This is a genomic window from Thermostichus sp. MS-CIW-30 (assembly GCF_054058015.1).
The window spans coordinates 39,432-53,082 of record NZ_JBSRZW010000001.1; the positions used below are offsets into that span (position 1 = coordinate 39,432).

A 13,651-nucleotide genomic window follows, 5' to 3' on the forward strand; every position below is an offset into this window, starting at 1 on the left:
TTGGCAAAAACTGTAACTATTTCTCCAGATCAAAAAACGGCAGCTGTTCACCAATGACTTGCCACACAGTTGGTGCAATGTTCTGATAAATCAGTTCTTCTGTTGTGCGATTGTAGCGAGGCAGACAACCCGATTGCATGACCAAGTAGCGTTCGTAGGCTAGCGGCCAGCGCTGGCTGATAGGGATCGATAGTTCTTGGGCATTGGGGTCGTAACTAACTGATAGGTTTTTGGGAGCAAGATGAGTCAAAGCCAAAAAACGTAAACTGTACCATTCGGCGCTGTACCAAGCGTTGTGCTGGCGGTCGTAGAATAGGGCATGCTGCTGTTGGGATCCCTCCTCGTACAGCTCGTAGAAACCCGTTTCCTCGGCGTCTGGCACATCTACGAAGCTGCTCCCATCGTAGCGCTTTAGTCGATAGCGGTGAAGTGGCACCCAATCGACGACCTTTAGCGTAGCTACCCAATCAGCCCAAGGAGGAGGGGCCTCGACCGGACGAATGGCTAGGGCAGGGTATTTGGTCCGTAACTCGGCAATTGCATTGGCAGCATCAGCTTGCAGCTCAAGCTGCCAACAGGGTGGAGCATCCCTTCGAGGTTGAGGGATCTTCACAAGGCGACCAAACTGCTGCAAAGACTCTTGCAGGCTGGCGTTTCGCTGACCGTACAGCACGTAGCAATTTTTGCTCACTGGCTGCAGGGAAGGTGGCTGCATTTGCCAGTGTTGACCATCCTGAGCTGCCAGAAGATGCCCTAACAACTGCAGCCGACGCCACAACCGACGCGGTTGGACTAGATCTAGGTGACTGCATACGGCTTGAAAGGTTTCCCAAGAACCAGAACCGGCTGCCGATAACCACCAAAGCAGCTGTTCGCACGGCTGGGAGCGATCGCTTCCTGCCGCCTCTGCTATAGGTGTTTCCAAACCAAGTGGGTTGACTTTAGGTGGCCGCTTGACTTGGAAATACTCAATGGGTTGGGTATCCCGTTCCAACTCATAGGCGATACCCACCATGTGTCGAATATCTTCCCAGCAAAATCCTTCTCTTCGAATCCTAACTATACTGATACCTCTCACTGTTTTAATCAGTTGCTCAAGGGTGTTTTGTGTGGATGACCAATCAGAGCGCGCATTTGTCTTAATACCCAAGTAGAAGTAATACTCTCCCCTACTTCTTTCCTTAATGCCCTTCTCAATACGAACATGAGACACAACATCGGCCAAGTTTTCTTGAGTAACCCGCTTTTGTAAGTAATTCAGCAACTTTTGGGGTTTGTATCTGGAGGTATGGGTGCGAAAGCCCCAGTAAGTTTGCTCTGACCGAGAAGATTTTTTCGACATAGAGTTATGCCTCTACTCTAGGGAAGCTAATGACAAATCACCCCAACTCAGGATCTTCAAAAAGCGTTCCTGGTGGGCAGTTCCGCCCCGTACTTGGATTTGGTAAGTACCGGGAGGTAAGTCTGCGGGCAAATCCCAAGGCTGGTTGGTAGAGCGATGGTCTTCTGGAAGATATATGCTCCCGGTACGCACTTCAGTTAGAGTCACGGCTACCGTAGGCTGAAACCCGTACACAGTCACCTTTGGCAAGTGACCCTCGAGCCAACCTTGTCCTTGCGGTACCCGTAGCCCTCCACCCAAGGCAATGTGCAGACGATCGCGTGGTTGTAAGGCCTCTTTCAGCTCAGGATGTTGTAAAAACAAACCGTCCCATACCGGCGCCAGCACCTGACATTCTTGGATTTCCCACCAGCCAGAGGTTACTTCAAAGGCAAGCTGGCGATCGCCCTCCCACTGCAGCAGCTTTTCTTCTCGTAGCTGCTGCAAGTCCAACCAGAGTGCTTCCCGAAACAGCACTGTGAAATGACTGCCCAATTTAGGTGCTCCCCAACTAGCCAGCGCACTAGACTCGGGGTTCTCAGGATCGGGCACCAAGACCCAAAAGTCTCGAGCTGGCAGCTGGAGTTCCCGCAAGTGGGCATGATCTCGAATCGGCCATGACTTCCCCGTTGTTAGATCGGCAGCAGAAAGCGGTGCGCCAACAGGGAAAAACCAACCAGAGCGCTCACAACGCAAGCTACCTAGGTTTTCTACGGTCACCTCGGCAACTGGCCAACGACGCGGAACTTTGGGGTAAGGGTAGTACTCTGGATTCCCCCACCGATCTTCGGTGCGATACAGCCCTGCAATCAGGCACGTGGGGGGACGTCGGCTAAATTGTTCAGGTTTCGGGCATTGTGCGTCTAACCACTCCTGATGGACGGCTAGGATTTCGGCGCCCAGTACCTCGTGTCGCTGGCGATCGTCCAGCAGCTCTTCCAGATGGCGGTTCAGGTTTTTTTCGCTCGCCAAGTCCACCAGTAACTTAGTTTCGCTGCGGGCGGTAGTCCAGTTTTTCTCGTAAAACAGGCAACAGAGCTTTTGGATGTCCGCTTTCCGCAGCAGGGTTTGGGAAATGGGGTAATTCAAATACCGGCGCGGGCCTTCCCCTGGCTCGGCGGTGGCAATCCATCCCTTTACCTCTAGCCATTGGTTCCACTCCTGCCATAGGCCTTCTTCATCTCCAGCTTTCATCCCAGTGGGACGAGTGTCGCCGCCTACCCCCAATCGTTGACAAAAATGGGTAAAGAAGTCCCTCTCATCCAGCTCCTCATCCCTCACCATGTCGTTGGCGGCGAGCACCATCAGCGCCAAGAAGGCAACTCCTGCTGGTTCGGGCAAGCTTTGGTTTTGCAGAGTTGATAGCTGGACTCGCTGGCCATCTACCACCTGGGCGCGCACGGCTTGGCAAAAGTCCTCAACTGGGCCTAAGCCTAGACTTGCTAAAACTTCTTCATCTACGCTGAGGTAAACTGGCGTACCGTGAGGAACTCCCAGCGTTGCCCATTGAACAATTGCTTGGTTCCAGCGGGCATAGTTGTTGTGCAGCGCCACAGTAACCTCGCCCTGGGTTCCTTCCTCAAGCCTAGGCAGGCGTTGAATGCCCAGTTTCCTATTTTTTGAATCCCTTTATGTTTGTTTTAGGTCAAATTGGCAGCAAAACAGAGTCGGCGCTGTAGAGGCTAGCTGCCTCGGAGAGGAAATGGTCGGGCGAGACCGTCGGGAAGCTTACCCCAGATCAAGAGGAGAGGTTTGCCAGTGAGAGCAAGCGCTCCGCAACCTCTGCAGCCACAGGTATCACCGACAGGCGTGTGCCCCGCCGCACCACCTCCAGCTCCTCCGGGGTGAAGGTGGCCCGCAATTTGGCCAAAGGGATCACTCTTTCAAAAGCAGCCAAAAATTGCACCCGCACCGTGTACCACCGGGGATCTGCTGGAGTGGACTTGGGATCGTAGTAGGGGCTGGTCGGATCAAACTGGCTGGGATCCACCACGTGGGTTTCCAGGATCTCCATCAAACCGGCAATTCCGGGTGGCTCGGCATTGGAATGGTAGAAAAAGGCGCGATCCCCAGGCTGCATTGCCTTCAGATAGTTGCGGGCTTGGTAGTTGCGCACGCCATCCCAGAGGGTTTGGCCTTCCCGCTGCAGATCCCAGATGCTGTAAACGCTGGGCTCAGATTTCATCAGCCAGTAGTTCATGGGGCACTAAGCTCTGGGAGCAGATAAAAGGGAGCAACGGGCAGCAAACTCGACAAAGTTTTGCAACATCTGCAAGCCAACAGGGCCCGACTTTTCGGGGTGAAATTGGGTAGCAAACAAGGTGCCGCGGGCAATAGCGGCTACACAGGTTTGGCTGCCGTGTTGGGTGGTAGCAGCCACCCAGCTTGGGTCATTGGGCACTGCGTGGTAGGAGTGGACAAAGTAAACCCAGCTTTGATTCGGGATCCCTGCCCAAAGAGGCGATTGGGGTTGGGTAAGGTGCAACTGGTTCCAGCCCATGTGGGGGATACGCAAGCCCGGCTCCGGTCGAAAGCGCTGCACCCGTCCAGGCACAATGCTCAGCCCTGGCTCTGTTCCCTCTTCGCTGCTTTCGAACAAAACTTGCAGCCCAAGGCAAATGCCTAAAAAAGGCTGTTGCCGCTCCACAGCTTCCCGGATCGCTTTCCCAAAGCCCCGCGCCCGCAGCTGCTGCATGGCTGGGTCAAAGGCCCCATCGCCGGGCAGGACAATGCCGTCAAAAGCCGCTAGTCCAGTTGGCTCTGTTACTAGCTGCACCTCAGCTCCGGCCCGCTCCAGCCCTTTGCAAGCCGAATGCAGATTTCCCGCCTCATAGTCGATCACCGCCAGGCGTACAGTCCCCATGGGATCCCTTCTCGTGAGGAGTTTCGGAGTCTATCAGTATAGTGGTTCTAACCCGTTTGAGCTGACTCATGGCTGTGGCAATTGCTTCGCACGATCCCACTCCGACCGGTACTGCTCCGCAACCCTGTCGCGACCAGGTTGATTGGCCTGAGGCGGCTTACCTGCACATCCCTTTTTGTCGGCAACGCTGCCACTACTGTGATTTTGCCACCGGCCTGGGCACCCGCAAGTTGATGGAAACCTACGTGCAAATGCTCTGCCGAGAGATCGGCGGCGCCTACCGCTACCGCCATCTGGCCGGGGATCCCAGACCGTTGACCAGCATTTTTTTCGGGGGTGGCACCCCTTCTCTGCTGACGGTGGAGCAACTGGGGCGGATCTTGACTCAATTGAGGGAGAGGATCCCGTTTCATCCCGACTGCGAGATTTCTCTGGAGGCCAACCCCGGCACCCTGACGCGGGAGCAGTTGGCGGGCTACCGGGAGCTGGGGGTCAACCGCATCAGCCTAGGGGTACAGGCATTTCAGCCAGAGCTGCTGGCCGCTTGTGGTCGCCTGCATGGAGTGGAGGAAGTTTACGAAGCCGTGGCCGACTTGCAGGCGGCGGGCTTTGAGAATTTCAACCTGGATTTGATCTTTGGGCTGCCCTACCAGACTTTGGAACACTGGCAGCAGTCTCTACGAGCTGTTCTTGAGATTAACCCCACCCATGTCTCCGTCTATGATCTGACGATTGAACCGGGAACCCGCTTTGGTCGGATGTACCGACCGGGAGCAGCACCTTTGCCCAGCGAGGAAACCACAGTTGCCATGTACCTAATGGCGCGGGAGCTGCTCACCGAAGCGGGCTACATCCACTACGAAATCTCCAATTTTGCCCGCCCCGGCTACGCCTGTCGCCACAACCGAGTGTACTGGAAAAATCGCCCTTACTTTGGCTTTGGCATGGGATCCGTCGGCTACGAGGGGGGACGGCGCATTCAGCAGCCCAAAACCCTTTACCACTACTTCGAGCAGGTGAAAGTCGGAGTCCACCCTCTCCCTCCTGAAGCATCCCCAGAGGAAGTTTGGATGGATACTTTGATGTTGGGGTTGCGTCTAAAGGAAGGTCTGGATTTGTGCCATTTACAGGAGCGTTTTGGCCGGGCAAAGGTCGAGCAAGCTTTGGAGAGGCTGGATCCCTATTTTGAGAAGGGATGGGCCAGTTGTGAGGCAGGCCGGCTACGGCTGATTCCGCCCGATGGCTGGCTATTTTCCAATGAGATTCTCAGAGACTTGCTGGCTTGATTCCGACGGTTACTTTCACAAGATTTCTCACCAGAGCCCCCTGTCCCAATTGGCCGAAAACTCAAGCTTTGAGGAGCGTAGGCCATCACCATTTCCAGCAGCCATTAAACCCAACATTTCACAGATCCTGAGATCTCTAATCTTGCAAGAGGGGTTGAGGGGAAAGATACGGAAGCCCAGAGGATCCCTATCGATAGTTGACAAATTGCAGCGCCACCGGGTAGTCCTGCTGCCTAAGCATTTGAATGACCGCCTGTAGCTCGTCTTTATCCTTGCCGGAAACGCGCACCAGATCCCCTTGAATGGCAGGCTGCACTTTCTTAAAGTTGTCGCGGATTTGCTTGGCGATCTGTTTGGCCAGTGTGGCATCAATGCCCTTTTTCAGGTGAACCACCTGGCGCACTCGGTTGCCGCCGGCGCTCTCTGGGGGTTGGAAGTCGAAGATCTTCAGGGATAGACCCCGCTTGGCTGCTTTGGTAAGAAGCAGATCCCGAATGGAGTTGAGGGCCATGTCGTTGGCGGTGGTGATGGTCAGGGATCCCTCCTCCAGCTCAATTTCCGTCTGAGTATCCTTGAGGTCGTAGCGCTGTTTGATCTCCCGTCGGGCTTGATCCACAGCGTTCACCAGTTCCTGCCGATCGAAATCACTGACGATATCAAATGAGTAGGTAGAGGCCATAAACCTTATCTTCGCTATCGTTCAGTATCTTAAGCCCTCAGCCAAGCAGGGATCCCTAACTCTCGGAGAAGCTACAACAGGTAGAAGGATCCCAGTCCAGATTTGCGGAGAAGCAGGATGGCCGATGTTGTTTTAATTACAGGCGCCTCTGAAGGCATCGGCAGAGCTACTGCCTTTACCTTTGCCCGTGGGGGTTACCGATTGGCGCTGGCTGCCCGCACTGCCGAAACCCTGAAGCAAACGGCCATCGACCTAGAGCAAAGCCTCAACGCCGAGGTCTTGGCCGTTCCCACCGATGTCACGCAGCCAGAACAGGTGCAAAACCTGGTGGAGAGAACTCTGGAACGCTATGGCCGCATCGATTGCCTGATCAACAACGCCGGCATCTGCATGAGTGGCCCTTTTTTGCAAACTACCCTGGAACACTGGCAGGCTTTGATGGCGGTCAACTTTTGGGGCTACCTCCACACCATCCGAGCCGTGCTCCCCGACATGTTGAAGCGCAAAAAAGGCCAGATCATCAACGTGGGATCCATTGGCGGCAAAATGCCCCTGCCCCAGATGAGCGCCTATTGTGCCAGCAAGTACGCGGTCAGTGGGCTGACAGAAGCGCTGCGTCTGGAACTGCAACCCCAAGGGATCCAGGTAATTGGCGTCCATCCGGGCATCGTCAGCAGCAATTTCCTCAAGCGAGCCATTTTTCTGGATGAGGTGGGGCCAGAGTCCTCTCCCGATGGCCACTCCCAAACCTCAGGTGGCAAAGCCCGCGAGCAAATGCAACAGGCGCTGGAGAGTTTCTGGGCCAGCCAGCCGGAAGAAGTTGCCGAAGCCATTTGGGACGCCGCTCGCCAGTCCAAGTCAGAGGTGGTGGTGGGCATGGCCCAATGGGCGGTAGGAGCTTACACCCTCTTCCCCGGATGGGTCGGCTCACTGCTCCAGAATGTTCCTCGCTAGGTCAGGTTCTTGGGTGCTGGATAATAAGCGGTTTTGCAGACCCAGCAACAGCAGGAAGAGGGCTAAACTTGGGTATAGTTTGAGGTACCGTTAAACACTGGTATTGGCAGCGGAAGTATGGTTGAATCTGTGCCTTCTCCTTCCGGTACCCACCAGCACATCTTGATCGTGGAAGACCGAGATGGCCGCCGTACCCAGGTGCTGGGATCCGCCAAATACTTCATCGGTCGGGACTTGGCGAACGACATCTGTCTCAACTCTCAGTATGCCTCCCGCTACCACGCCATGCTGCTGCGGATTCCCGCCGAGCGAGAGGGAGAATATTGCTACCGCATTTTGGATGGGGATTTGGAGGGTCGGCCCAGCACCAATGGCTTGTTGATCAACGGCCAGAAATTGACCACCCACCAGCTCAAGTCGGGGGATGTGATCACCTTTGGCCCCGATGCCAAAGCCACCTACAAAATTGTTAAGGCTCCCTAGGCCCAGATCTCTGCAGAGCGTGCAATCGCCCCCCAATCAACAGCAGCAAAGCCAGCACCAAGGCCATCTCCGACAGCAAGGTCGCTAGGGCCGCCCCCTGCCAACCCCACCTTGGGATCCAAACCGCATTCAAAAGCCCATTCAGCCCCAGAGCCATCAGTTGCAGACGGCTGCGGGGCTTTTGCAACCCTGCCCCGGTGAGCAGGTGAGACAGCAAAAGGTGGATCCCCTCTAGCAAAATGACCGGGCTGAGCCAACGCAGGATGAGGGCCGTTTCCCGGTAAGCCGATCCCAGCACCCAGGGGATCCCGTAGGATCCCAGCGCCAGCCCCAGGGCGGCCAAACTGCCGTAGCCCACCACCCAAGGGGAAAGGTGACAGGCGTAGCGCCAGCCTTGTGGGAGTCCTTTTTGGCCTTGGCGGCACAGCTCGGCAAAATGGCTGGTGAGCAGAGCAATCATCGGCGTTTGCGAGAAGTTGATCACCCGATAGGCAGCGCTGTAAAGACCCCCCGCTGCTGCTGAGGCCAAACGGGGCAAGAGCAGCTTATCCAAATCGGTGAAGGTTTTCACCGCGGCCAGCCCCACCGCAAAGTCCCAGCCCGCTGTCAGCCGTTCCCGCAGATCTCTCCAGCTCAGGGCCAAGGGGAGAGAAGGCTCGCTCCACCGTCCCATCCCCCTCGCGATCAGCAGCAGCACGACCAACACCATCAGGCCGTACAGAACAGCCCATTGCACCAGGGATCCCCAGCCTAAGGCCACCGCCAACAATACTGCCCCCAATCGCCCCAGCGCCATGCCCGTGTCGATGAGGGCTACCCCAGCAGCCTGCTCTCTCCCGATCAGGATCCCCCTGTACACCTCTGGCACTGCGACGAACAGCAGATCGCTCAAGAGCAATACCCCCACCACCGCTGCCGGCGTCCCGGCCAGCCAAACGCTCAAGAGGGGCCACAACACCAGCGCCATCCCCCCACAGCCCAATCCCGCCAGCCATAAGCTGGGGCCAACCCCCTGGGTGCAAGTCGGGGATCCCTGCCGGCTGAGGCGCTGGATCAGCAGTTCCGATTGGCCCAAATAGCCAAACGGGGCGGCCAGGTTGCTGCAGGCCAAGATGGCGGAGAAAACCCCGAAGGCTTCCGGCCCCAACAGCCGCGCCAACAGGATGAAATAGGCCCCAGACAACCCCAGGCGCAGGCCATTGCCCACCATCAGCCAGGCAGCCTGGCGTAGCCGCTGTTGTTCTGCTCTATCCACGCTGCCACTCCTGGACGAGGCTTGCCAGAGCCAGGGATACTGGATGGATGCTGAGAGGGCCCGCCCAAGAGCGGGCATCTCCTCTTGATTTTGGGTGTATCGGTTGCAATTCTTCTGGCAAGTTCATGGCCAAACTCTACCCCGTCAGCAACGCCGCGCGAAGCCCCCACACCTTGGCAGGACGGGATCCGCAAGCCCTGTTCTCCCCCCATTCCAGACCGCCTGCCCCCCGCCGGGTGCTTCCCCCACCCCCGCCGGACGGCGGTAGTCCTCGTTGGCTGGGATCCCTGCCGACCAAAACGGTGGGGCAAGGCTATCGGGCCGTTGTCTTGCTCTTGCTGGCCAGCCTGCTGCTGTTCGGAGGGCTAGGATCCCGTCTGGCCTACCTGCAGTTGGCGCGCACCCAGTATTACCGCCAGTTGGCCGATACCAACCGCATTCGCCTGCTGCCCCAGCCGCCAGAACGCGGGCGCATTGTGGATCGCAACGGTGTATTGCTGGCGGGCAGCCGATTGTCCCACTCGGTCTTCCTCTGGCCTCTGGTGCAGTCTCGGCAGCGCTGGCAGGAGATGATCCCCAAGTTGGCAGACTACTTGAACATCGCCCCTGAGGAGATCGCCCAAAAGCTAGAACAGGCTGGATATCGTTCCCCTTTTCCCGTGCGCATCCTGCGCAACGCCAGCCCCCAGGTGGTCATTCAACTGGAGGAGATGAGCCGCGAGCTGCCGGGAGTGATGGTGGAGGCGGAGACGGTGCGGTTTTATCCCCACGGCGACTTGGCTGCTCACCTGCTGGGCTACACCGGCGAGATCTCGCAGGAACAACTGCGGGCGGATCCCAGCTATCGCCTGGGGGATATCGTTGGCCTAATGGGAGTGGAGGAATTGTTCGAGAACCATCTGCGCGGCCAATGGGGCGGGCGACAGGTGGAGGTGGACGCCATGGGAGAGGTGCTGCGGGTGCTGGGGGAACAAGCGCCCCAACCGGGCAACACCCTGCAGCTCACTTTGGATGTGCGGCTGCAGCAGGCGGCAGAGCGAGCCCTCGGCCAGCAAAAAGGAGCGGTGATCGCCATGGATCCCAGCGATGGGTCGATCCTGGCCATGGCCAGCTATCCCACCTTTGATCCCAACCTCTTTTCCAGCCGCATCACCCAAGCCCAGTGGGAGAGCCTGCAGCAGCAGGATTTTCCCTTCCTCAACCGCGGCCTGCGGCCCTATCCCCCCGCCAGCACCTACAAAATCATCACCACCGCTGCCGGGATTGAGTCGGGAGCCTTTCCCCCGAATACGGTGCTGCAGACCGGCCCCTACATCCAGGTGGGAGGGTGGCGCTTTTGGGACTGGAACCGGGCCGGCTTCGGGCGGCTGAACTACCGGCAGGCGATGGCCTACAGCAGCGACACCTTTTTCTACCAAATCGCCCTCGGCACCAAGGCTGCCCCTTTGCAAGAATGGTCGCGCCGCTTTGGGTTGGGACAACTGACCGGGATTGGCCTCAAAGGGGAAGCCGCGGGTCTGGTGCCGGATGCTGAGTGGAAGCAGCGCCACTGGCGCGAGCCCTGGTATGTGGGCGACACGGTCAACATGTCCATCGGCCAGGGATTTATTACCGCTACGCCGCTGCAAATGGCGGTGGTAACGGCGGCAGTGGCCAATGGGGGCTGGCGGGTGCGCCCCTTGCTCTCGCACCAGGTGATCCCGGAAAGCCCTGTGCCGCTGCGCCAAAAGGTAGGTCTTTCCCCTGCCACCCTGGAGATCCTGCAGCAGGGGCTGCGAGATGTCGTGGTTTACGGCACTGGCGGCAACGCCAACCTGGGGCCAGGATTTCCCCCAACGGCTGGTAAAACCGGCACCGCAGAGGATCCGCCGCGGCGATCCCACGCTTGGTATGTTGGCTATGCTCCCTACGACCGGCCCGAATTGGTGGTCGTGGTCTTTCTGGAAAACAGCGGCGGTGGGGGTGGATCACGGGCCGCTCCCATCTTTCGAGAGGTGATGCGGGCCTACTTCCGACCCGAGTCGTGAGCCCTAGCTTTCTGTCGGATCCGAGCCAACTGGGTATATGCAGTCTCTTGTCTCCCAGAAAATTGCGTTAAGATCCCCTAAAACCCCTTGCCCAGCAGGCTTCTGCCCTAACTTAGCTGTAGAATATGTCAGTGATTTGGAGCTCAACTGCCACAATCCTGCCATTCGCGCCAGTGGCGCCTTGGCGCATTGCAGGGCAAGCCCCGCTCCCACACACTGAGAACACTCTGGGCCGTGGCCGCTCTGCAACGCCTGAGCGAATCCGCGATCCAGGGAACGCTCTAACTTTATTGCCTAACTCAAAAGGAGATCAGGATGAACAAGGCAGAACTTGTTGATGCCGTCGCTCATCGCGCCAATGTAACCAAAAAAGAAGCGGAGGCTGTCATTTCCGCCGCACTGGAGATCATTGTCGAGGAGGTCGCATCCCGCGATGAAAACGGTGAACCCAAGGGGAAGGTGACCCTGGTGGGCTTCGGCTCCTTTGAGGCTCGCAAGCGCAAAGAGCGGGAAGGTCGCAACCCGAAAACCAACCAAAAAATGGTGATCCCAGAGAGCATCGTCCCCACTTTTACGGCGGGCAAGTCATTCCGCGAAGCAGTAGCAGGGGGGAAATCTTAATTTCGCCGGGTTGGGACAAGGACTCCGTCCCGCTGACGCGAACGGCTGCTGGGTAGGGCGTGGAGCAGCCTCGACATGGTGGCAATTGGGCTTGGGGAGCAGCAATCGCTGGCTGCTCTCCCCAGGAGATTCTGGATTTTTCGGCCAGCTTGAATCCGCTGGGCCCACCGGAATCGGTCTTGCAAGCTCTGACTCAGGCGCTGTCTGCAGCAGACCCGGTTGTAATCAGCCGCTACCCGGATCCCGACTATCGGGAGTTGCGCATCTGTTTAGCCAACCATTGGGCCGTCGATCCTGAGTGGATCTTTGTGGGCAATGGGGCAGCGGAGTTGCTCACCTGGGCAGCCCGGGATGCGCAAGGGCGGGAGGTATGGCTGCCCCAGCCTGCTTTTGGGGATTATGCGCGGGCTCTGCGGGCAGCAGGGGCGACCATCAAGCCGCTGCCTTTTTTCCCCGGCCAGGGATCCCCTAGTTTCGCCTTTCTCCAGGAGCCGCTTCCGGCGGCAGGCAAGGGGAGCCGAGTGCTCTGGCTGAACAACCCTCATAACCCGACGGGCTGGCTGATCCCGCAGCAAGATATCCTGCCTCTCCTGCCCCAGTTCGACCGGGTGGTGGTGGACGAGGCTTTTATGGACTTTTTGCCGGGGGAGCCCACCCTGAGCTCAAACTCCAGCCCGTCGGCAATGCCCCGCAGCCAAACTTTGATCCCCTACCTGGCGGCTCATCCCAACACCATCGTCATCCGTTCCCTCACCAAGTTTTTCACCCTGCCCGGCTTGCGCATTGGCTTTGCGGTGGGGCACCCGGATCACTGGCAGCGCTGGCGGCAGTGGCGGGATCCCTGGAGCGTCAACGGATTGGCGGGAGTGGCAGTGGCGGCAGCTTTGGCCGATGAGGACTTCCGCCGGCGCACCTTGGCCTGGCTACCCGTGGCCCGAGAGCATTTGCTCAGGGGTTTGCAAGCGCTGCCCGGCTGGGATCCCTGGCCTGGTCAAGCCAATTTTGTGTTGGTGCGCTGCCCTGGCTCTGCCACGCAAATTCAGCGGGCGCTGCTGCAGCGGCACCGGATTCTGGTGCGGGATTGCCTGAGTTTTCCCGAGCTGGGAGATCGCTACCTGCGCATTGGCCTGCGCACCCTGCCGGAGCAGGAGCAGTTGTTATCCGCCTGCCGGGAGATCCTGGAGAATAGCTAGGGATTTTTCTGCGGGAGAAATTCTCATGCCCGAAGCTACCGCCTTTTGGCCGGAATGCAACGCCCCTATCGTGCGGGGGGTGGCCCATTACAGCGATCTGGAGTTGCTGCGGGCCTTTCAACGGCAGCCGGAGGTGGCCCGCTACTTCATCAGCCTGTTTTGCCGCTACTGCCAGTGGGTGGACGGGATCCTTGCCGAACATCTGCCGCCCGAGCAGTGGGCTGCCTATCGAGAGCAGGTTTGGTTGCGGCTTTACCTGCGCCTACAGCGCCTAGATGTCCACAGCCTTGTGGAAGAAGCGGCTGGCGAAGGGGATCCTGTGCTGCGACCCTGGCTGGCGGAGCAAACCCGTGAGCTGATCCAATCCTTGGATGGGATCCCCACCCGCCCTCAAGCTTCTTGCAGTCTCGACTCCACCAGAGGCGGGGCAAAGTCCTCTCTTTCACCGGCACTGGCCTGTTATTTGACTGCTGGTTTGGATACCTTGCCGGGGGATCTGCGCTTCATTCTGCTGCTGCGGGATCGCTTTGGCTGGCCACCGGTTCGCATTGCCGACCAACTCAAGGCTGACGGATATTACCTCGCCCCAGAAGACGTGGATGCCATCGTTGCCTCTGCCCGCCAGATCTTGCTTCAGAACCTACCGACAGATGTGCGTGCCCTCTATCTGGAGGCAAAGCCCTAGAAGACTGCCATAGCCCTGTGGCATGGTGGTTTATGGCAAGGTATGGGGCGCTGGCAATCCTTGTTCCCAAGGTGGGTTCTCCTGTTAGGCTGTTTCCGGCTGTAACAGTGGATCGGCATTGTTTGCTCTCCGACTTTACATCAAGTTGAGTGTGGGCTGTCTATGAGTCCTTCTCCGCTTCCCCCAGACCCTACCCAACCCCTGTCTCCGGCACAGCAGTCCCA

13 protein-coding genes are annotated in these 13,651 nt (G+C 58.1%); 7 read left to right on the forward strand and 6 right to left on the reverse strand.

The window, feature by feature from the left end; translation table 11 throughout:
- Positions 1-16 precede the first annotated feature (16 nt).
- The 4 genes from ACVWXW_RS00205 to hisH form a co-directional block, all read right to left on the reverse strand.
- A complete protein-coding gene (locus ACVWXW_RS00205) occupies positions 17-1,342 on the reverse strand; it encodes a hypothetical protein (protein WP_011432521.1) in 1,326 nt (441 codons plus the stop codon).
- 12 nt (positions 1,343-1,354) lie between these two features.
- Complete coding sequence (locus ACVWXW_RS00210) at positions 1,355-2,935, reverse strand: hypothetical protein (RefSeq protein ID WP_011432522.1); 1,581 nt, start codon at positions 2,933-2,935, stop codon at positions 1,355-1,357.
- A 184-nt stretch (positions 2,936-3,119) separates the two neighbouring features.
- Entirely contained in the window at positions 3,120-3,581 is a 462-nt protein-coding gene (locus tag ACVWXW_RS00215) for an EVE domain-containing protein (RefSeq protein WP_414388527.1), read from the reverse strand.
- A 6-nt stretch (positions 3,582-3,587) separates the two neighbouring features.
- Entirely contained in the window at positions 3,588-4,244 is a 657-nt protein-coding gene (gene hisH, locus ACVWXW_RS00220; protein ID WP_414328912.1) for an imidazole glycerol phosphate synthase subunit HisH, read from the reverse strand.
- Between the two features lie 68 nt (positions 4,245-4,312).
- Between hisH and hemW the strand changes: the two genes are divergently transcribed.
- Positions 4,313-5,530 (forward strand): radical SAM family heme chaperone HemW, encoded by a 1,218-nt coding sequence (gene hemW / locus ACVWXW_RS00225; protein WP_457402099.1) that lies wholly within the window; start codon positions 4,313-4,315, stop codon positions 5,528-5,530.
- A 187-nt stretch (positions 5,531-5,717) separates the two neighbouring features.
- Here hemW and ACVWXW_RS00230 read toward each other — a convergent pair whose 3' ends face one another.
- A complete protein-coding gene (locus ACVWXW_RS00230; protein ID WP_011432526.1) occupies positions 5,718-6,209 on the reverse strand; it encodes a YajQ family cyclic di-GMP-binding protein in 492 nt (163 codons plus the stop codon).
- Between the two features lie 117 nt (positions 6,210-6,326).
- Between ACVWXW_RS00230 and ACVWXW_RS00235 the strand changes: the two genes are divergently transcribed.
- Positions 6,327-7,163, forward strand: a complete 837-nt coding sequence (locus ACVWXW_RS00235; RefSeq protein ID WP_414343420.1) for an SDR family oxidoreductase — start codon at positions 6,327-6,329, stop codon at positions 7,161-7,163.
- A 117-nt stretch (positions 7,164-7,280) separates the two neighbouring features.
- The gene (locus ACVWXW_RS00240) at positions 7,281-7,646 is read left to right on the forward strand and encodes an FHA domain-containing protein (protein ID WP_011432528.1); all 366 of its coding nucleotides are present in this window, start codon (positions 7,281-7,283) and stop codon (positions 7,644-7,646) included.
- Here the strand turns inward: ACVWXW_RS00240 and ACVWXW_RS00245 are convergent.
- Positions 7,633-8,901 carry a lipopolysaccharide biosynthesis protein gene (locus tag ACVWXW_RS00245; RefSeq protein ID WP_457402101.1) on the reverse strand — a complete coding sequence of 423 codons (1,269 nt, stop codon included), beginning with the start codon at positions 8,899-8,901 and terminating at the stop codon, positions 7,633-7,635. The two genes, ACVWXW_RS00240 and ACVWXW_RS00245, sit on opposite strands and share 14 nt — an antisense overlap.
- 125 nt (positions 8,902-9,026) lie before the next feature.
- Between ACVWXW_RS00245 and mrdA the strand changes: the two genes are divergently transcribed.
- The 4 genes from mrdA (at position 9,027) to ACVWXW_RS00265 (ending at position 13,427) form a co-directional block, all read left to right on the forward strand.
- The gene (mrdA, locus tag ACVWXW_RS00250; protein WP_414373296.1) at positions 9,027-10,928 is read left to right on the forward strand and encodes a penicillin-binding protein 2; all 1,902 of its coding nucleotides are present in this window, start codon (positions 9,027-9,029) and stop codon (positions 10,926-10,928) included.
- A 315-nt stretch (positions 10,929-11,243) separates the two neighbouring features.
- On the forward strand, positions 11,244-11,549 hold the full coding sequence (locus ACVWXW_RS00255; protein WP_414332065.1) for an HU family DNA-binding protein: 306 nt from the start codon (positions 11,244-11,246) through the stop codon (positions 11,547-11,549).
- A gap of 59 nt (positions 11,550-11,608) precedes the next feature.
- The gene (gene cobD, locus ACVWXW_RS00260) at positions 11,609-12,742 is read left to right on the forward strand and encodes a threonine-phosphate decarboxylase CobD (RefSeq protein WP_457402104.1); all 1,134 of its coding nucleotides are present in this window, start codon (positions 11,609-11,611) and stop codon (positions 12,740-12,742) included.
- Positions 12,743-12,767: 25 nt separating this feature from the next.
- The gene (locus tag ACVWXW_RS00265; protein ID WP_011432533.1) at positions 12,768-13,427 is read left to right on the forward strand and encodes a hypothetical protein; all 660 of its coding nucleotides are present in this window, start codon (positions 12,768-12,770) and stop codon (positions 13,425-13,427) included.
- Positions 13,428-13,651 lie beyond the last annotated feature (224 nt).

Bases quoted from the DNA above. Each gene is read 5' to 3' on its own strand.
- ACVWXW_RS00205 (WP_011432521.1), bottom strand. From the start codon at position 1,342: ATGTCGAAAAAATCTTCTCGGTCAGAGCAAACTTACTGGGGCTTTCGC.
- ACVWXW_RS00235 (WP_414343420.1), top strand. From the start codon at position 6,327: ATGGCCGATGTTGTTTTAATTACAGGCGCCTCTGAAGGCATCGGCAGA.
- mrdA (WP_414373296.1), top strand. From the start codon at position 9,027: ATGGCCAAACTCTACCCCGTCAGCAACGCCGCGCGAAGCCCCCACACC.
- ACVWXW_RS00240 (WP_011432528.1), top strand. From the start codon at position 7,281: ATGGTTGAATCTGTGCCTTCTCCTTCCGGTACCCACCAGCACATCTTG.
- ACVWXW_RS00265 (WP_011432533.1), top strand. From the start codon at position 12,768: ATGCCCGAAGCTACCGCCTTTTGGCCGGAATGCAACGCCCCTATCGTG.
- hemW (WP_457402099.1), top strand. From the start codon at position 4,313: ATGGCTGTGGCAATTGCTTCGCACGATCCCACTCCGACCGGTACTGCT.
- ACVWXW_RS00215 (WP_414388527.1), bottom strand. From the start codon at position 3,581: ATGAACTACTGGCTGATGAAATCTGAGCCCAGCGTTTACAGCATCTGG.
- hisH (WP_414328912.1), bottom strand. From the start codon at position 4,244: ATGGGGACTGTACGCCTGGCGGTGATCGACTATGAGGCGGGAAATCTG.
- ACVWXW_RS00255 (WP_414332065.1), top strand. From the start codon at position 11,244: ATGAACAAGGCAGAACTTGTTGATGCCGTCGCTCATCGCGCCAATGTA.
- ACVWXW_RS00230 (WP_011432526.1), bottom strand. From the start codon at position 6,209: ATGGCCTCTACCTACTCATTTGATATCGTCAGTGATTTCGATCGGCAG.